The organism is Pseudalkalibacillus sp. Hm43 (genome assembly GCF_054170705.1).
Window position 1 is genome coordinate 2,172,520 of the sequence record NZ_CM135129.1, and the last position, 18,821, is coordinate 2,191,340.

At 45.6% G+C, this 18,821-nt stretch carries 13 protein-coding genes, 12 tRNA genes and 3 rRNA genes; 1 reads left to right on the forward strand and 27 read right to left on the reverse strand.

What is annotated here, in order from left to right:
• Nucleotides 1-14: 14 nt before the first annotated feature.
• From ACXQIQ_RS11470 to ACXQIQ_RS11570, 21 genes are all read right to left on the reverse strand, one after another.
• Nucleotides 15-1,361, reverse strand: coding sequence for a GH1 family beta-glucosidase (locus tag ACXQIQ_RS11470; protein ID WP_439302502.1), 1,347 nt, complete (start codon nucleotides 1,359-1,361; stop codon nucleotides 15-17).
• Between the two features lie 14 nt (nucleotides 1,362-1,375).
• Nucleotides 1,376-2,188, reverse strand: a complete 813-nt coding sequence (locus ACXQIQ_RS11475; protein WP_439302508.1) for a carbohydrate ABC transporter permease — start codon at nucleotides 2,186-2,188, stop codon at nucleotides 1,376-1,378.
• Nucleotides 2,189-2,304: 116 nt separating this feature from the next.
• Nucleotides 2,305-3,204, reverse strand: coding sequence for a carbohydrate ABC transporter permease (locus tag ACXQIQ_RS11480; RefSeq protein ID WP_439302503.1), 900 nt, complete (start codon nucleotides 3,202-3,204; stop codon nucleotides 2,305-2,307).
• A gap of 56 nt (nucleotides 3,205-3,260) precedes the next feature.
• Complete coding sequence (locus ACXQIQ_RS11485) at nucleotides 3,261-4,574, reverse strand: ABC transporter substrate-binding protein (protein ID WP_439302504.1); 1,314 nt, start codon at nucleotides 4,572-4,574, stop codon at nucleotides 3,261-3,263.
• 141 nt (nucleotides 4,575-4,715) lie between these two features.
• Entirely contained in the window at nucleotides 4,716-5,723 is a 1,008-nt protein-coding gene (locus ACXQIQ_RS11490) for a LacI family DNA-binding transcriptional regulator (protein WP_439302505.1), read from the reverse strand.
• Nucleotides 5,724-6,015: 292 nt separating this feature from the next.
• A 5S ribosomal RNA gene (rrf, locus tag ACXQIQ_RS11495) occupies nucleotides 6,016-6,131 on the reverse strand.
• 73 nt (nucleotides 6,132-6,204) lie between these two features.
• Nucleotides 6,205-9,141, reverse strand: a 23S ribosomal RNA gene (locus ACXQIQ_RS11500).
• Between the two features lie 248 nt (nucleotides 9,142-9,389).
• A 16S ribosomal RNA gene (locus ACXQIQ_RS11505) occupies nucleotides 9,390-10,941 on the reverse strand.
• The 16S, 23S and 5S rRNA genes sit together here with 12 tRNA genes alongside, the layout of an rRNA operon.
• 258 nt (nucleotides 10,942-11,199) lie before the next feature.
• A tRNA-Ile gene (locus tag ACXQIQ_RS11510) sits at nucleotides 11,200-11,276 on the reverse strand.
• Between the two features lie 10 nt (nucleotides 11,277-11,286).
• Nucleotides 11,287-11,360: transfer RNA gene (locus ACXQIQ_RS11515), tRNA-Gly, on the reverse strand.
• Between the two features lie 8 nt (nucleotides 11,361-11,368).
• A tRNA-Pro gene (locus ACXQIQ_RS11520) sits at nucleotides 11,369-11,445 on the reverse strand.
• Between the two features lie 4 nt (nucleotides 11,446-11,449).
• Nucleotides 11,450-11,526: transfer RNA gene (locus tag ACXQIQ_RS11525), tRNA-Arg, on the reverse strand.
• Between the two features lie 30 nt (nucleotides 11,527-11,556).
• A tRNA-Leu gene (locus ACXQIQ_RS11530) sits at nucleotides 11,557-11,642 on the reverse strand.
• A 63-nt stretch (nucleotides 11,643-11,705) separates the two neighbouring features.
• Nucleotides 11,706-11,791: transfer RNA gene (locus ACXQIQ_RS11535), tRNA-Leu, on the reverse strand.
• An 8-nt stretch (nucleotides 11,792-11,799) separates the two neighbouring features.
• Nucleotides 11,800-11,875: transfer RNA gene (locus tag ACXQIQ_RS11540), tRNA-Lys, on the reverse strand.
• 6 nt (nucleotides 11,876-11,881) lie between these two features.
• A tRNA-Gln gene (locus ACXQIQ_RS11545) sits at nucleotides 11,882-11,956 on the reverse strand.
• A 28-nt stretch (nucleotides 11,957-11,984) separates the two neighbouring features.
• A tRNA-Asp gene (locus ACXQIQ_RS11550) sits at nucleotides 11,985-12,060 on the reverse strand.
• Nucleotides 12,061-12,084: 24 nt separating this feature from the next.
• Nucleotides 12,085-12,159 (reverse strand) — tRNA-Glu (locus ACXQIQ_RS11555).
• A 17-nt stretch (nucleotides 12,160-12,176) separates the two neighbouring features.
• A tRNA-Ser gene (locus ACXQIQ_RS11560) sits at nucleotides 12,177-12,267 on the reverse strand.
• Between the two features lie 3 nt (nucleotides 12,268-12,270).
• A tRNA-Asn gene (locus ACXQIQ_RS11565) sits at nucleotides 12,271-12,345 on the reverse strand.
• Between the two features lie 171 nt (nucleotides 12,346-12,516).
• Nucleotides 12,517-12,966 carry a SprT family protein gene (locus ACXQIQ_RS11570; protein WP_439302350.1) on the reverse strand — a complete coding sequence of 150 codons (450 nt, stop codon included), beginning with the start codon at nucleotides 12,964-12,966 and terminating at the stop codon, nucleotides 12,517-12,519.
• 137 nt (nucleotides 12,967-13,103) lie between these two features.
• Here ACXQIQ_RS11570 and cmpA point away from each other — a divergent pair, with 137 nt between their 5' ends.
• Entirely contained in the window at nucleotides 13,104-13,217 is a 114-nt protein-coding gene (gene cmpA / locus ACXQIQ_RS11575; RefSeq protein WP_221569009.1) for a cortex morphogenetic protein CmpA, read from the forward strand.
• Nucleotides 13,218-13,236: 19 nt separating this feature from the next.
• Here cmpA and ACXQIQ_RS11580 read toward each other — a convergent pair whose 3' ends face one another.
• The 6 genes from ACXQIQ_RS11580 to ACXQIQ_RS11605 form a co-directional block, all read right to left on the reverse strand.
• Nucleotides 13,237-15,399, reverse strand: a complete 2,163-nt coding sequence (locus ACXQIQ_RS11580) for a Tex family protein (protein WP_439302349.1) — start codon at nucleotides 15,397-15,399, stop codon at nucleotides 13,237-13,239.
• 175 nt (nucleotides 15,400-15,574) lie between these two features.
• Nucleotides 15,575-16,180 (reverse strand): PP2C family serine/threonine-protein phosphatase, encoded by a 606-nt coding sequence (locus ACXQIQ_RS11585; RefSeq protein WP_439302348.1) that lies wholly within the window; start codon nucleotides 16,178-16,180, stop codon nucleotides 15,575-15,577.
• Complete coding sequence (gene sigB / locus ACXQIQ_RS11590) at nucleotides 16,173-16,925, reverse strand: RNA polymerase sigma factor SigB (RefSeq protein ID WP_439302354.1); 753 nt, start codon at nucleotides 16,923-16,925, stop codon at nucleotides 16,173-16,175. The genes ACXQIQ_RS11585 and sigB overlap by 8 nt, the downstream gene beginning before the upstream one ends.
• A 7-nt stretch (nucleotides 16,926-16,932) precedes the next feature.
• Nucleotides 16,933-17,406, reverse strand: a complete 474-nt coding sequence (gene rsbW, locus ACXQIQ_RS11595; RefSeq protein ID WP_439302347.1) for an anti-sigma B factor RsbW — start codon at nucleotides 17,404-17,406, stop codon at nucleotides 16,933-16,935.
• Nucleotides 17,403-17,738: an STAS domain-containing protein gene (locus ACXQIQ_RS11600; protein ID WP_439302346.1), complete on the reverse strand. Its 336-nt coding sequence runs from the start codon at nucleotides 17,736-17,738 to the stop codon at nucleotides 17,403-17,405. The genes rsbW and ACXQIQ_RS11600 overlap by 4 nt, the downstream gene beginning before the upstream one ends.
• 61 nt (nucleotides 17,739-17,799) lie before the next feature.
• Entirely contained in the window at nucleotides 17,800-18,813 is a 1,014-nt protein-coding gene (locus ACXQIQ_RS11605; protein WP_439302345.1) for a PP2C family protein-serine/threonine phosphatase, read from the reverse strand.
• Nucleotides 18,814-18,821 lie beyond the last annotated feature (8 nt).

The window sequence follows — 18,821 nt, forward strand, 5'->3', positions numbered from 1 at the left end:
TTGCTCCTTTCTAATCATGCATCTAGTGGCAGGACGGTCCCTCTATTCTTGACGATTTCGGCATACCACAACGCACTATCTTTCCAAATTCGTTCTTGTGTTTCGTAATTGACATAAATGATTCCAAACCTTTTATCATAACCAAAGCTCCACTCGAAATTATCAAGAAGAGACCATAGGAAATAACCCTGGATGTTCATTCCTTCTTCGTTCAGCTCATATACCGCTTGAAGATGCTTTTCGATATATTCGATTCGTTTTTGGTCATGCACTTTTCCATCTACGAGTTGGTCATCATATGCCGCTCCATTTTCAGTGATATAAATAGGGAGATTCGTATACTCATCCCTTAATCTCCTGATCAGATCCTTGAACTCATCAGGCGCGATATCCCAGCCCATTCCAGTCTTTTCATAATCTGAATGAGCACCTTTCGACAGGAAGTCATTTGCCGCACTGAATTCGACGATTCCCCGACTGTAATAATTGATACCAAAAAAGTCACAAGGAGTCGAAATGATTTCAAGGTCACCTTTTTGGATGAAGTCATAAGAGTGCACATACTTAGAAAAGAGATTCATCATATCGACTGGATAGCTACCCTTGAACACTGGGTCTAAGAACCAACGATTTGAATACCCATCAGAGTTGTTTGCTGCAAGTTGATCATTCACAGAATCCGTTTTCGGATAGACAGGGGATAAATTCAAGGTAATCCCGATCGGTGTCTTTGAACTGAATTCTTGCTTAAGCATATTTACCGCTCTTCCATGAGATAGCAGCATATGGTGAACTGCACGGACTGCTTCATCAAGATTCGTGTGTCCTGGTGCGTGCACGCCCATGTGGTATCCTAAGAATCCTGCACACCACGGCTCGTTATGGGTGATCCACGATTCTACCAATCCATCAAGTTCACGGAAACAAGCTTCTGCATACTCAAGGAACCAATCAACGGAATCTCTATTCACCCAGCCCCCTTCTTCATGCGCCCACATAGGAAGGTCCCAGTGGTATAAGGTGACAGCTGGTTTGATTCCTTCTTCCCTCAACCGTCTCGCCAACGTTTTGTAAAATTCCATGCCTTCCGGGTTATACTCGCCTTTTGCTGGGAAAATACGTGGCCAGGCGATTGAAAAACGGTAAGAATCAACACCGAGATTCTTGATGATCTCGATGTCTTCTTCGTAGCGATTGTAGTGATCACATGCCACATTTCCGTTATGTTGTTCATACACTTTTCCTGGTTCATCACAAAATACGTCCCAGATAGAAGGCGTTCTTCCACCTTCCTGGTGAGCTCCTTCAATTTGATAGGAGGACGTTGCTGTACCAAATGTAAAATGCTGATCAAACTTCATAAACTTCCACTCCTCTATTCTTTGACTGCTCCAGCAGAGATGCTATTAACGATGTATTTAGAAAAGAACAAAAAGGCGATCATGATCGGAACAACCGAGATAGCAATTCCTAAATACATGGATCCTAAGTTTTGTGCAACTTGAGACCCTTTCAAAAAGCCCATCAAAACAGGTAACGTATACTTCTCAGGTGAGAATAAGATGACTAAGGGCATGATGTAATTGTTCCACGAACCGATAAACGTGAAGATCGACATCGTTGCGACGGCAGGCATCATAATTGGTATTGCAATCGTATGGAAGATCTTCCACTCACTTGCCCCATCAATCCTTGCCGCTTCAATCAAGCTTGGGTGTAAGGTCGTTTTAATATATTGGCGTAAAAAGAAAACGACAAACGGACTAGCTGCCGCAGGCACGATAAGTGGTATGAACGTATCCAAGATTCCAAGCACTTTACTCAATTCATAAAATCCGATCAAACCGAGCTGACCTGGAACCATCATCATCACAAGCATGAATACAAAGAGAAAATTCTTTCCCTTGAACGTATAAAAAGCGAAACCATAAGCAGTCAGAGCTGAAATGTAGCCTGACAAAACAGTGACAAGGACGGATATGATCAGGCTGTTCTTGAATCCATTCCATATGTTCACATATTCCATCATCGTATTGTAGTTTTCGAGCAGTGCACTGCCTGGTATCAATGTAAAACCAGTTAAAATGGCATCATTTGAACGAGTCGCATTCACAATCATCATCAAGAAAGGGATGAAACAAGCAATAGCCAACAGGATCAGAAGGGCGTATATGACTCCCTTAATCATTGATTTGCGCTTGTTGGGTTTTGGTTTTTCGGGGGCTACCTTATTTGGACCCGCCTTCTTTTGGACAAGACGCTTTTCTGGGACACCTTTTTCAATTTCCGTTCTGTCTATCATAATTACACCTGCCTCGCTTGTTTACGCTCGTTGCGATACATGGATTTGAATACGATTGCTGAGAAAATGATCGTAATCAGGAATAGACCATAAGCAACAGCAGACGCATATCCATAGTTGCTATACTTGAATGCTTGATTGTACAAGTACAAAACCATCGTATTTAGCGATCCATCTGGAGATCCTATTCCGTCCGTCAATAGCATAGGTAAGTCAAAGAGTTGAAGACCACCAATTAACGATGTGATCATGATGTATAAGAGAATCGGCTTCAACAATGGAAGTGTAATATGGAAAAATGTTTGTACTCTGCTTGCTCCATCAATCAATGCAGCTTCGTAGTAATCCTTTGATATTCCGGATACCCCTGCCATAACAACGATGAATGAGTGTCCGAACCACATCCACGTAAGGATCAAGGAAACGGAGAGTTGGGCAGTCGTCGGTTCATTCAACCAGTTGATCGGTTCAGAGATCAGTCCGATTTTCAACAGAACCATATTGAGAGATCCATGCTGCCAATCCAGCAATATTCCGAACAATAAGGCCACTGAGCTGACGGTAATCAGATTGGGAAGGTAAAAAATTGATCGAAAGAATGCCAACCCTTTCATTTTCACTCTCATATCAGAGAATATCGCTGCCAATATCAAAGCGATTGTAATTTGCAACGCAAAATTGATGCCCCAAATCTTCCATGTATTGAAAAATGCTTCTACAAAATACGTATCTGTAATCAGGCGCTTGTAATTTTCCAGTCCTACGACTTCCGCACTTCCACTACCACTGTAATTTGTAAAACTATAATAAAAAGTGAGGATTACAGGGTAAATACTAAATACGAGAAAAATAATCCAAAACGGGGCTACGAAAATATAGCCATAACGATTCAGCTTATTCATTTCCTCGCTCCTTTCAAAAGAGTAAGCGGTATAGACATATACCGCTTACGTTTTTATTACTTATTAGGGACTTTCAAATCCGGGTAAGCATTTTGAACTTTCTTATAAAACTCTTTGATTGCTTCTTCTTTCGTTTTCTTTCCATCTACATATTCTTGAACGGCATTCCCGTAGAATGTATCAAGCTGTTGGTCGTACTTTGTTACAATACCAGGCTCGATGCTTTTCGCTTGTTCAAGGAAGAATTGATAGTTGTTTTGACCACCCAGGAACTCATCACTGAAGTCATCTTTGATTTCATTCGTAACTGGAAGGTAGGAAAGAACATCTCCTGTCTCTTTCGCCCAATCTGTTAAGAACTCATCATCTTGCGTCATCATTTTCACAAAATCATATGCTAGCTCTTTATTCTTCGATTTATTGTATACACCTAACCAAGTACCACCCCAGAAGTAAGGGCTTGGACCATTTGTTACCGCCCAGTCACCTGCAGTATCTTCTACATTTGTCTTAAGTACGCTGTGAAGACCCCAAGTAGGAAGAACATATGAAAATACTTGAGTCTCCGTTTCTTTCCCGCCTTCTTTTACCTTGATCGGCTTATCCATTGCTTCAAACCATGATGGAGACCATTCTGGCGCGAGGGCTGTATAATTGTTTTCACGTAATTTCTTAGCCGTATCTAAAAAGGCAACTTTCTGTTCTGTAAGTTGGATTTCATTGTCTTCATTCACCCATGGCTTAGGATTATCTCCTTGGGAGAACCATCTGATCGATCCCTCATCCGGGAACATACGGTAACCCTTTTCTTTCATCTTCTCGGCTACTTCAAATACTTTATCCATTGAAGAGAGCATTTCACCTACTGCATCAGGATCATCTGTACCAAGGACTTCCTTCGCGATGCTTCGTTTGTAGTAAAGCCCACCAGGAGTTGTTTGCCAGGACAATGCTCTCACGTTACCATCCTGGTCTTTACCTAAATCGAATACATAAGGTACATAGTTGTCGGATAATTCATCAACGTTATATGGCTTTTCTGAAAGGTTTTCCCAATATCCTGCGTTAACCCACTGTTTCAAAAACGCGATTTCTCCAGTAAATACGTCCGGTGCGCCTACACCACTTTCAAGCACAGGCTTTAATTTCGTTGGATAATCTGCGATTGGCACAATCGTCAGTTCCACCTTCACACCGTTTTTCTCTTCAAATTTTTTGATTGGCTCTTTCAATTCATCTGTAAATGACCAGATTTTGAGATCGACCTTTTTTCCATCTTTTGTTTCTCCTGATGTATCTTTGTTTGAACAACCTGCAATCACCCCAATGACTAAAACGAGCGACATCATCACACCTACGATTTTTTTCATGTTTTTCCCCTTTCAAAAATGGATTTATAAGAACGAAACCGGTTTCGAAACACTCTAAAAAATTTTCCGAAACCGGTTTCGTTTTAACTAAAAGTTAAAGCTTTCATAGCAGAAAGCGGTTTCATTTTAACTTGACTATTACTATATAGTTTTACATGATTCTCTCTCAATTAATTTAACTGGAATAACTTCCTCTGTGATGATTTTCTTATCTTGAACCATTTGCTTAATCAATAACTGAGCAGCACGTACTCCTAATACATCTGTATCTTGTCTTACCGTTGTCAGTTTAGGGGATACATAGCTCGCCATTTCAATATCATCGTATCCAACAATAGATAAATCATCAGGAATTCGGATTCCTCTCGACTTTGCAACTTCCATCGCCCCGATCGCCATATGGTCACCAGCAATGAACACAGCAGTCGGTGGTTCGTCTAAGTCTAAAAGGGTCTTCATTGCTTCGGCACCCTCTTTTATGGAGAATAGCCCTCCATTGACAAGATACTTCTCATGGAGTGTCAGTCCAAGCTTCTTCATCGCTTTTTTGAATCCTTCAATCCGGACTTTCCCAGCATGGATGGTTGAGTCCCCTGCAATGTGGGCGATTTTGGTATGTCCGAGTGAGTACAGATATGTAATGGCTTGTTCCGCACCAGAGAGGTTATCAGACAGTACAACACTACAGTTCTGATTGCTCATGTCTATTACCACAATCGGAAGGTTACTCTGGATCATTTCTTGTACTTGTGGATCATTAGGGTCTGAACAGATAACCACGATTCCGTCCACTCCACGGTAGAGAAAGTGTTCAAGGTAACTGATGTCCCTGTTTCGTAAGTTTCTTGAGGCAATGATTAAATCGTAACCCTCTTTTTCCACATGCTTACGGAAACTTTCAATAATGGCATTGAAAAATGGATGCTTCATCCCTACTTCATTGGCTTCAGAAAACATTACACCAATTGTCCAGGATTTTTTAGTTGAAAGTGATTGAGCGTGTGCATTCGGTAAGTAGCCCATCTCGGCTGCAGTCTGAAGAATGATATTCTTTGTCTTCTGACTGACATCGGAATAATTGTTCAGAGCTTTTGAGACAGTCGTACTTGAAAATCCGGTTCTTTTGGCAAGGTCATAGATTGTTATCATTGCTTATCCCCTCTATATCGAAAGCGCTTTCGTTGATGCTAATTATAAATGACGAAAATCTAATTAGCAACACTTTTTTGGACAAAATGATTTCTTCGTTACCATGAGCCGGATACCTTAATAAACATCTGGCTTTTAACCACAAAGAAGTGATTTATCGCTTTTTTGGATTGTTTTTTGTGTGGAGCAGTAAAAATCATCTCTTTGAAGAGAAAATGAGGGCACATTTTCTTCCTTATTGTCTTGAAAAAATGCACAAAAAAGAACAGCCTCATAAGGCTGCTCTGTTAGTGCCCGGCGACGTTCTACTCTCACAGGGGGAAGCCCCCAATTACCATTGACGCTGAAGAGCTTAACTTCCGTGTTCGGCATGGGAACGGGTGTGACCTCTTCGCCATCGTCACCAGACTATGAAGTTGAAGGAACCATTCCTTCAAAACTAGATAACGGTTCTTGAAAACATCTTCGATGTTTAAGTATTGTGGTTAAGTCCTCGATCGATTAGTATCTGTCAGCTTCACGTGTCACCACGCTTCCACACCAGACCTATCAACCTCATCATCTCTGAGGGATCTTACTCGCTTGACGCGATGGGAAATCTCATCTTGAGGGGGGCTTCATGCTTAGATGCTTTCAGCACTTATCCCGTCCACACGTAGCTACCCAGCGATGCTCCTGGCGGAACAACTGGTACACCAGCGGTGTGTCCATCCCGGTCCTCTCGTACTAAGGACAGCTCCTCTCAAATTTCCTGCGCCCGCGACGGATAGGGACCGAACTGTCTCACGACGTTCTGAACCCAGCTCGCGTACCGCTTTAATGGGCGAACAGCCCAACCCTTGGGACCTACTTCAGCCCCAGGATGCGATGAGCCGACATCGAGGTGCCAAACCTCCCCGTCGATGTGGACTCTTGGGGGAGATAAGCCTGTTATCCCCAGGGTAGCTTTTATCCGTTGAGCGATGGCCCTTCCATGCGGAACCACCGGATCACTAAGCCCGACTTTCGTCCCTGCTCGACTTGTAGGTCTCGCAGTCAAGCTCCCTTGTGCCTTTACACTCTGCGAATGATTTCCAACCATTCTGAGGGAACCTTTGGGCGCCTCCGTTACACTTTAGGAGGCGACCGCCCCAGTCAAACTGCCCACCTGACACTGTCTCCGAACCGGATCACGGTCCTGGGTTAGAATTTCAATACCGTCAGGGTAGTATCCCACCGACGCCTCCACCGAACCTAGCGGTCCGGCTTCTAAGGCTCCTACCTATCCTGTACAAACGATACCAAAATCCAATATCAGGCTACAGTAAAGCTCCATGGGGTCTTTCCGTCCTGTCGCGGGTAACCTGCATCTTCACAGGTACTATAATTTCACCGGGTCTCTCGTTGAGACAGTATCCAAGTCGTTGCACCTTTCGTGCGGGTCGGAACTTACCCGACAAGGAATTTCGCTACCTTAGGACCGTTATAGTTACGGCCGCCGTTTACTGGGGCTTCGATTCAGAGCTTCTCCCGTAAGGGATAACCCCTCCTCTTAACCTTCCAGCACCGGGCAGGTGTCAGCCCCTATACTTCGCCTTACGGCTTCGCAGAGACCTGTGTTTTTGCTAAACAGTCGCTTGGATCTTTTCACTGCGGCTCTCTCGGGCATACACCCTATCAGAGCACCCCTTCTCCCGAAGTTACGGGGTCATTTTGCCGAGTTCCTTAACGAGAGTTCTCCCGAGCATCTTAGGATTCTCTCCTCGCCTACCTGTGTCGGTTTACGGTACGGGCACCTCTTTCCTCGCTAGAGGCTTTTCTTGGCAGTGTAGGATCAGGGACTTCGGTACTTTAGTTCCCTCGCCATCACAGCTCTGCCGTATGGTGGACGGATTTGCCTATCCACCGGCCTTGACTGCTTGGACGCGCATATCCATCAGCGCGCTCTCCCTACCTTCCTGCGTCCCCCCGTTGCTCAAACGGAAAGGAGGTGGTACAGGAATATCAACCTGTTGTCCATCGCCTACGCCTTTCGGCCTCGGCTTAGGTCCCGACTAACCCTGAGCGGACGAGCCTTCCTCAGGAAACCTTGGGCTTTCGATGGAGAAGATTCTCACTTCTCTTTTCGCTACTCATACCGGCATTCTCACTTCAAAGCGCTCCACGAGTCCTTCCGGTCTCGCTTCTCAGCCCTTCGAACGCTCCCCTACCACTGTACCAAAGGTACAATCCATAGCTTCGGTGATACGTTTAGCCCCGGTACATTTTCGGCGCAGAGTCACTCGACCAGTGAGCTATTACGCACTCTTTAAATGGTGGCTGCTTCTAAGCCAACATCCTGGTTGTCTGGGCAACTCCACATCCTTTTCCACTTAACGTATACTTGGGGACCTTAGCTGATGGTCTGGGCTGTTTCCCTCTCGACTACGGATCTTATCACTCGCAGTCTGACTCCCGTGGACAAGTTCCTGGCATTCGGAGTTTGACTGAATTCGGTAATCCTGTGGGGACCCCTAGTCCAATCAGTGCTCTACCTCCAGAACTCTCACCACGAGGCTAGCCCTAAAGCTATTTCGGGGAGAACCAGCTATCTCCGAGTTCGATTGGCATTTCACCCCTACCCACACCTCATCCCCGCACTTTTCAACGTGCGTGGGTTCGGGCCTCCATTCAGTGTTACCTGAACTTCACCCTGGACATGGGTAGATCACTCGGTTTCGGGTCTACGACAACGTACTCCTTCGCCCTATTCAGACTCGCTTTCGCTGCGGCTCCGTCTTCTCAACTTAACCTTGCACGTTATCGTAACTCGCCGGTTCATTCTACAAAAGGCACGCCGTCACCCGTTAATGGGCTCCGACTACTTGTAGGCACACGGTTTCAGGATCTCTTTCACTCCCCTTCCGGGGTGCTTTTCACCTTTCCCTCACGGTACTGGTTCACTATCGGTCACTAGGGAGTATTTAGCCTTGGGAGATGGTCCTCCCAGATTCCGACGGGGTTTCACGTGTCCCGCCGTACTCAGGATCCACTCTGGAGGGAACGACGTTTTGGCTACAGGGCTGTTACCTCTTCTAGCGGGCCTTTCCAGACCGCTTCGCCTACGCCGTTCCTTTCTTACTCCGTATAGAGTGTCCTACAACCCCAAGAGGCAAGCCTCTTGGTTTGGGCTGATTCCGTTTCGCTCGCCGCTACTCAGGAAATCGCGATTGCTTTCTCTTCCTCTGGGTACTAAGATGTTTCAGTTCCCCAGGTCTGCCTTCTCATACCCTATGTATTCAGGTATGGATACTGTCCCATTACGGACAGTGGGTTCCCCCATTCGGAAATCTCCGGATCAAAGCTTACTTACAGCTCCCCGAAGCATATCGGTGTTCGTCCCGTCCTTCGTCGGCTCCTAGTGCCAAGGCATCCACCGTGCGCCCTTCATAACTTAACCACGTTATGAATGAACTTACACTTTACTTACTTTGTCATTAAATGACGTTTCGATGTCTTGTTTTCAAGAATTTTCGTTATCTAGTTTTCAAGGAACGACTTGCCCATGGATGGGCTGACTTCGACGTTGTCACAGGACGTGACGTAGTTAGTCGAAGAATCCTTTGAAAGAACATAAGCTCTTTCAAAACTAAACAAAAGCCAAAGCGTGTTGCCCCGAAGGGCTTATGTCCTAAAAGGACTCCTTAGAAAGGAGGTGATCCAGCCGCACCTTCCGATACGGCTACCTTGTTACGACTTCACCCCAATCATCTGTCCCACCTTCGGCGGCTGGTTCCAAAAGGTTACCTCACCGACTTCGGGTGTTACAAACTCTCGTGGTGTGACGGGCGGTGTGTACAAGGCCCGGGAACGTATTCACCGCGGCATGCTGATCCGCGATTACTAGCAATTCCGGCTTCATGCAGGCGAGTTGCAGCCTGCAATCCGAACTGAGAATGGCTTTATGGGATTCGCTCAACCTCGCGGTTTTGCTGCCCTTTGTACCATCCATTGTAGCACGTGTGTAGCCCAGGTCATAAGGGGCATGATGATTTGACGTCATCCCCACCTTCCTCCGGTTTGTCACCGGCAGTCACCTTAGAGTGCCCAACTGAATGCTGGCAACTAAGATCAAGGGTTGCGCTCGTTGCGGGACTTAACCCAACATCTCACGACACGAGCTGACGACAACCATGCACCACCTGTCACTTCGTCCCCCGAAGGGGAACCTTCTATCTCTAGAAGTAGCGAAGGATGTCAAGACCTGGTAAGGTTCTTCGCGTTGCTTCGAATTAAACCACATGCTCCACTGCTTGTGCGGGCCCCCGTCAATTCCTTTGAGTTTCAGCCTTGCGGCCGTACTCCCCAGGCGGAGTGCTTAATGTGTTAACGTCAGCACTGAGGGTGGAACCCCCCAACACCTAGCACTCATCGTTTACGGCGTGGACTACCAGGGTATCTAATCCTGTTTGCTCCCCACGCTTTCGCGCCTCAGCGTCAGTTACTGGCCAGAGAGCCGCCTTCGCCACTGGTGTTCCTCCATATATCTACGCATTTCACCGCTACACATGGAATTCCACTCTCCTCTCCAGTACTCAAGTCCCCCAGTTTCCAATGGCCCTCCACGGTTGAGCCGTGGGCTTTCACATCAGACTTAAGAGACCGCCTGCGCGCGCTTTACGCCCAATAATTCCGGACAACGCTTGCCACCTACGTATTACCGCGGCTGCTGGCACGTAGTTAGCCGTGGCTTTCTGGTTAGGTACCGTCAAGGTACCGCCCTATTCGAACGGTACTTGTTCTTCCCTAACAACAGAGCTTTACGACCCGAAGGCCTTCATCGCTCACGCGGCGTTGCTCGGTCAGGCTTTCGCCCATTGCCGAAGATTCCCTACTGCTGCCTCCCGTAGGAGTCTGGGCCGTGTCTCAGTCCCAGTGTGGCCGATCACCCTCTCAGGTCGGCTACGCATCGTCGCCTTGGTGAGCCCTTACCTCACCAACTAGCTAATGCGCCGCGGGCCCATCTGTAAGTGATAGCTAGAAGCCATCTTTCAACTTTCCACCATGTGGTGGTCAGTATTATCCGGTATTAGCCCCGGTTTCCCGGAGTTATCCCAGTCTTACAGGCAGGTTGCCCACGTGTTACTCACCCGTCCGCCGCTGATCTCAGGGGAGCAAGCTCCCCATTGATCCGCTCGACTTGCATGTATTAGGCACGCCGCCAGCGTTCGTCCTGAGCCAGGATCAAACTCTCCAATAAAGTGTTTGATTGCTCATTAAATGTAAATCGAAATTGATTCGGGGTTTTTATATAAAAACCCGTTTCACGCTTGGCTTTTGTTCAGTTTTCAAAGAGCTGTTTGTATGTCGTCGTTTTTTTGGCGACTTAAGCAATGTACCATTTTCGCAACTACAGTGTCAATAACTTTTTTGAGAAAGTTTTTGTCTTGTTTGAAATCGATCATAAAGAGAATCAACGTGAATTGAAAGGCTCTATATTTCGAAGGAGTTGTATAAATGGTGGGCCTAAGTGGACTCGAACCACCGACCTCACGCTTATCAGGCGTGCGCTCTAACCAGCTGAGCTATAGGCCCATAATTTGAATGGAGCGGGTGATGAGAATCGAACTCACGACCAGAGCTTGGAAGGCTCTTGTTTTACCACTAAACTACACCCGCATATATGATGGTCGGGAAGACAGGATTTGAACCTGCGACCCCCTGGTCCCAAACCAGGTGCTCTACCAAGCTGAGCCACTTCCCGTAAATGGCGCGCCCGAGAGGAGTCGAACCCCTAACCTTCTGATCCGTAGTCAGACGCTCTATCCAATTGAGCTACGGGCGCATGTTAATGAAATGAGATATGAAATTTATATGGTGCGGTCGAGAGGACTCGAACCTCCACGGGTATACACCCACTAGCCCCTCAAGCTAGCGCGTCTGCCATTCCGCCACGACCGCTAAATGGATATTCAAACTAGCGATGCTTTTCTGTAAAACCGTGTTGCACCATTTAATGAATAATGGTGCGGGTGGAGGGACTTGAACCCCCACGTCGCAAGGACACTAGATCCTAAGTCTAGCGCGTCTGCCAATTCCGCCACACCCGCAAAGAAAGTGGTGAGCCATGAAGGACTCGAACCTTCGACCCTCTGATTAAAAGTCAGATGCTCTACCGACTGAGCTAATGGCTCGTTAAATGGCTGGGCTAGCTGGATTCGAACCAACGCATGACGGAGTCAAAGTCCGTTGCCTTACCGCTTGGCTATAGCCCATCGATTTAACTAACATTTTTAATATTAATGGCGGACCCGACCGGATTCGAACCGGCGATCTCCTGCGTGACAGGCAGGCATGTTAACCCCTACACCACGGGTCCATCGTATTTCTCCAATAAAAAAAGTGGTGACCCCTACGGGATTCGAACCCGTGTTACCGCCGTGAAAGGGCGGTGTCTTAACCACTTGACCAAGGGGCCAAAATGAATAATTAGAATGGCGGAGAAGGAGGGATTTGAACCCTCGCGCCGCTTACACGACCTACACCCTTAGCAGGGGCGCCCCTTCAGCCACTTGGGTACTTCTCCATATGGCTCCACAGGCAGGACTCGAACCTGCGACCGATCGGTTAACAGCCGATAGCTCTACCACTGAGCTACTGTGGAATAAAGTGTGATTCGTTTTTTAGCGACAATAAGTATCTTACAACAGATAAAAACCGAAGTCAATATCTTTTTTTATGTTTTTAAATCTTTTTTTGCTTTGTCTTGTCGATAGGACGCATGTCCTTATCGCGACTTAATTAAAGTAACATAATCTAAAGTCTTAGTCAATGACTATTTGAGAATTAATTTGCCTCTACATTTCCCACAACCATACTTTCTCGTATCGACCTTCCGCTTACGCGGGTATAGTTGCCCGCACTTTTTACATAGGTAGTTGTATTTCACCTGTTCTTGTCTGCGCTGTCCGGGAATCACCTGACAATAACGACTGCCGCCCACTCGCTTCAACAACTGCTTAAAATCTTGATCACGGTGGCGATATCCTCTTCCAAGCAAATGTAGATGGTAGTGACATAGTTCGTGCTTGATGATGCCAACGAAGGCGTCCATTCCGTTCACTTCCAGTTGTTTAGGGTTGAACTCAAGATCATGGGAACCGAGTAAATAACGACCTCCTGTCGTCTTCAATCGATTGTTGAAACGCGCTTCATGCACAAATGGTCTATTGAAGTATTTTGATGAGATGTCTTCGACTAATTGCTGAAGCTCGCTCTGTTCCATCTGGATCCACCCTTCCCCTTCTTCTTATATATTGTGCCAAAACTCTTCTGAAATGAAAAGTAAAGAGAAGTCACGAACATTGGCAAGCCGTGACACATAGACTAATAACCACCCTTAGGAAAGTGAGGAGGGCTAACATGCCTTACTGGTTCAAAAAGCAGTTAAGGAATGCGTACTTCAATAAAGACCGTTATCAGATCAAATTACTCAACCAATGTTGGTTCTTTTACAGAAAAAAACACTGCTCCTAAGAAGCAGTGCTTTTTGTTTTTAATGACTTACCATCGTTAAGGCGATTCTTTGTTTTTGGAGGTCGACTTGTTCGACCCAGACTTTGACGACTTCTCCGACATGTACAACGTCCATCGGGTGTTTGACGTAGTTCTTACTTAGCTTGGAGATATGGACAAGCCCGTCTTGCTTCACACCGATGTCAACGAATGCACCGAAATCTACGACATTTCGGACTGTACCTTCAAGCTCCATTCCTTCTTCCAGATCCTCCATCTTCAAGACGTCCGTCTTCAATAGAGGTTTCGTCACTTCATCACGAGGGTCTCTGGATGGCTTCACAATAGCATCAATGATATCTTTTAGTGTCAGTTCGCCAATATCAAGTTTTTCAGCGTACTCCTTAATATCTAGAGATTGAAGCTTCGTTCGGATCTCTTCTGTTCCGATTTCTTTTTCCGTTACACCAAGTAACGCAAGAAGCTTTTTCGTATCGTCATAGCTTTCCGGATGGATCGGAGTCTGATCAAGTGGATTCTTTCCATCAATGATTCGTAGGAAGCCGATACACTGTTCATAGGTTTTAGCCCCAAGCCTCGGGATCTTCTTCAATTGGACCCTGCTCTTGAACTTCCCTTCTTCCTCCCGCTGCTTGACGATGTTGTTCGCGACGGTTTTTGAGAGACCTGCGACATATTGCAATAAGGAAGGAGAAGCCGTATTGACGTTCACACCAACCTGGTTTACGACCGTTTCGACAACGAAAGTCAGTGAATCGTTCAATTGTTTTTGCGCGACATCGTGTTGATATTGTCCGACGCCAATCGATTTCGGATCGATTTTGACGAGTTCAGATAACGGATCCTGCAATCTTCTTGCGATGGATACCGCACTTCTTTCTTCTACTTTCAAGTCCGGAAATTCCTGTCGGGCTACATCAGAAGCCGAATACACACTGGCCCCAGCTTCATTGACGATGATATACGCAAGCGGACGGTTGAGTTCCTTGATGAGATCCGCTACGAATTGTTCTGTTTCCCGAGATCCGGTTCCATTGCCGATTGCAACGATTTCAACATCGTGCTTTTCAATCAATGCTTTGAGGATGGACTTGGATTTTTCAATATCGGAACGAGGTGGTGTTGGATACATGACACTGACATCCAATGTTTTACCTGTCTCATCTACGACTGCAATTTTACAGCCGGTTCTATACCCCGGGTCGACGCCAAGCGCTATCTTTCCTTTCAATGGTGGTTGTAGTAACAGATGGCGCAGGTTTTCCGAAAAGATCCGGATGGCCTGTTCATCTGCTTTTTCCGTCAGTTCGTTTCGGATATCCCGTTCGATAGAAGGTGCGATGAGCCGCTTATAGCCATCCAGGATTGCTCGCTCGATGTTCTCCCGTGTAGAGGAGCCTGGTTGCACATACTTTTCATTCAACTTTCGCAAAATCTTGTCCACCGGTGCGATAGTAGAGACTCTTAATACTCCTTCTTTTTCGCCTCGGTTCACAGCAAGTGTACGATGGGGGACGATTTTCTTCACCGGCTCCTGATATTCGTAATACATCTCATACGTTTTTTGGTCGGATTCATCCATCTCTTTCTTTTTTACTTTCGTTTCAATGATCCCCTCTTGGAACGTGAGTGATCGAATCCAGGTTCTGTTATCCGAGTCATCCGAAACCCATTCTGCGATGATGTCTTCTGCTCCTTGGATTGCATCCTCTACAGACTGTACTTCTTTTTCCTTTGATAAAAACGCTGTTGCTTCTGAATCCAGGTCAATCCCTTTAGGTTGCTCCATGATCAGATTAGCTAACGGCTCCAAGCCTTTTTCCTTAGCGGTCGTGGCACGCGTCCGTTTCTTTTGCTTATAAGGGCGGTATAAGTCTTCCACCTGCTGAAGCTTTGTGGCGTTATGTATTTCTGCTCTCAATTCGTCCGTCAGCTTATCTTGTTCTTCAATTAAACGTAAAACTTCCTCTTTTCGCTTTTCGAGGTTGTTTTTATACTCCCATGCCTCAGAAACATTCCGTATTTGGACTTCGTCTGCGGCACCTGTCAATTCTTTACGATAACGTGCAATGAACGGTACTGTATTCCCTTCTTCCAGAAGGTCGATGATGTTTTTCACGTACTTTATGGAAAGTTTCGTTTCACTCGCTACTTGTTTGATGAGTTCATTGTTTCCTTCCAATCTTGTTCCTCCTCATTCACTGTTCAAGAAATCTTAGGTTGAGCCAAAGGCAAAGCGATGCTCATGACTTACTCGCTAGATACCCTCAAGCGCTGTGTAATCTCAAGTGTACCATAACTAAGTTGCCTTTTTTAAAGCACAAAAAAAGAGCCTTCCCTTACGATGAGAAAACTCTTTACGTCAGTTTACCAATGACACATGTCATATCGTCTACGGTTTCCATACATTTTTGCTTCAAATAGCTAGCAGCAATTTTCGGGCTTCGAGCGCGCATGACATTCCGCTTATCAGGAGAGCTCAAATCAACGCCATCGGAATAAGCGATGAACATCGAGCCTTCTGGATATTCAATCCGTCTCACATCAAATTTCGTCGGCTTACCAGAAAGGAATCCTGATTTAGGGATCGCATGGACCAGCTTTCCTGATGGTAACCCAATGACCAATCGGATATTTCCAATGCCACAATATTCTAAGACCTTTTCATTGAAATGGACTTTGAATAAGGTGAGTACAGCACCCCGCGATTGCGACAGAGCATCATTGCACAGTTGTATCAACGTTTCTACGTCCTGCTCGTGGTGTTCTTCCACAACCTGGACGGCTTTGGTCGATGCATCGTGCGCAGCTTGACCACTGCCGAGACCATCAGCCACGAGACAAACGAAGTAATCCTCCGTTTCTTTCGTGAAGTAGCTGTCTCCATTGCACTGTCCCTCTATTTTCGATCTTTGAAATGTACTAAGATCGATTCTTTGATGTACTGATTGCTCCTCAATCATTTAAAGCCTCCGAAGAATCGACGCGAATCGCATCTTTTAATTTTTCAAGCGCTCTACGCTGAAGCCTCGATACGTGCATTTGAGAAATGTTCAGTCTTTTACCTGTCTCTTTCTGGCTTAAATTCTCAAAGTACGTACATTGGAGAATTTCTTGTTCTCGTTCTGAGAGTACACCGAAAGCTTTTTGTAAAAGCATTCGTTGATCCGTTTGCTCGTATCCGCTTTCTGTACTTCCTACCAGATCCAACAAGGTTACGGTGCTTCCTTCTTGATCAGCCTCGATTGAGCTATCGACTGATAAAGCTTGATAACTCTTGCCCATCTCCATCGTTTCAAGGACTTCTTCCTCTGAAGAATCTAGATATTCTGCGATTTCGGCTACCTTCGGCGAGCGTTGCAGTTCATTTGTCAGCTCTTCAACTGCTCTTTTGATCCTAGGGCTCAGTTCTTTTATTCTTCTCGGAACATGGACGCTCCAAGTCTTATCACGGATGAATCGCTTGATTTCACCGATGATTGTCGGTACGGCAAACGACTCGAAACTTCTTCCGAAATCAGGGTCATAACGTCGAAAAGCAGCCAGTAGACCAATCATGCCAACTTGCACTAAGTCATCGTGGATGCTTTTCCCCTTCGAAAATTTACGAGCAAGTGAATGTACCAGGTCCTGATAATGCTCTACCAGAATCGTTTGGACTTCTTGATTTTCAGGATCTTCTCGTAATTGTTCTAATAATTCATAGATGTGGTCTTTATTGTGACGGGGCTGGCTTGTATTGGTCGACACTTGCATCCACCCCATCTCTGTTCAGGTATTTCGTCATCATAACTACAACTCCAGCGTCATCGCTAATATCTACTTTATCCATTAGCGTTTCAATCAAGAAAAGCCCCAACCCTCCTTCGTTGATTTGCTCAACTGGTTTTCCATTGACGGGTCCGGTCGTTTGCTTGATCTTGTTGACATCGAAGCTCTTACCTTTATCCATAACAGTGATTTCGAGTTTATCTTCGAACATACCATAAGATAGACGAATCTTACCTTCATCAGAAGAACCATATGCATGATTGACCGCATTCGTAATCGCTTCTGATACCGCAATCTTGATATCTTCTATTTCATCAAACGTATATCCCATACGACTAGCGATACCTGAAACTGTCAAGCGGGCAACACCGACAAAATCAGGCTTCGCTGGAATCGTCATTTCGATTAGATCGCTCATCGCGCCTCCCCCTCTGCTGTAGGTTCAATGTTCATGACATCTGTCAATCCAGTAATTTCAAACAGGCGTTGTACGCGTTCAGTCATACCGGTCAACGTCAATTTACTGCCGTGCTGCTGAGAGGATTTCAAAGCTCCAACGAAAACGCCTAGCCCTGTACTGTCCATATATTGCACTCCACTCAAGTTGACGATGATTTCGTGTCCTTCCTTTTGAGTGGATTGGATTAATGTTTCTTTCAGTTTCGGAGCAGTATAAGCATCCACTTCTCCGTTCAAGATCAATTTTTCTGTATGTTGTTGCGTTTCTTCCTTTTGAATTTGTAAGTTCATTGTTCTTCCCCCTTGGTATATAGGCATGCATTATTATATCCATACCACTTCCGGAACAACCTTAAACCGACCTTTTCAAAATAATCAAGGTAAAATCATCCCTCAATTCAAATTCCTGTAATTCCTCCAGGTCGGAATAAACATTGTCCACGATTTCTTGTGGTGATAAATGCATGTATGATCGAATTAATGAAATTACTTCTTCCCTCGAGATGAAGCCACTGCTTGTCCGACACTCTGTCACGCCATCAGATAATAAGACGATCATGTCACCGATCTCGACCGTCTTCTCATATTGCATATATTTTGTCGATCTAGAAACGCCTAACACAAGACCTTTCGCCATGAACTCCTCGAAGTCATTGGTCTTTGCATTGTAATAAAACCCTGGCTCATGACCGGCACCTGCATAAAAAAAGCGATGGTGCTCTGCATTATAGTGACCATAGAACATCGTGATGAACATCGTCGGGTCCACGTTCTGCTCCACAACTCTGTTCAAATTCTCCAGGACGTAGCTCGGGTTGTTCTGCTGCTCCGGTAAACTATCCATCGCGTATTTGATCATGGACATACAGAGAGCAGCAGGTACACCTTTACCAATGACATCTGCAACTGCAACACTGATCGATTCCTGGCCATTTTGGACAAAGTGATAGTAATCTCCGCTCATCTTCTTAGCAGCTTTACTGATGACGCCAATTTCAAGACCATCTATATCCGGAATATCTCCTTGAAGCAAGGTTTGTTGCATACTCGCAGCAACCTCGATTTCAGACTCAAGTGCCATCTGTTTATCCCTTAAAATCTGGTGCTCCCTGTAGGCCATACCATAGCCCATCATCACTTCAATCAAGAAGTCAAAAGAATCCCTAACCTGTTCGGGAATATCCCCATTCAAAGACTCTAAGACAGTATAGTGTATATTGATAACCTCTTCAGGGGAGATGTTCTGCTCAATCATCTTTCGACTGAACTGCTGTGCTTTATATAATGCTTGTTCTGTTCTTCCACTTAGGTAAGCAGATAAGAATTGTTCATATCGCTCTACTAGGATTCCCTTATCCCCCAACATGCTTTATC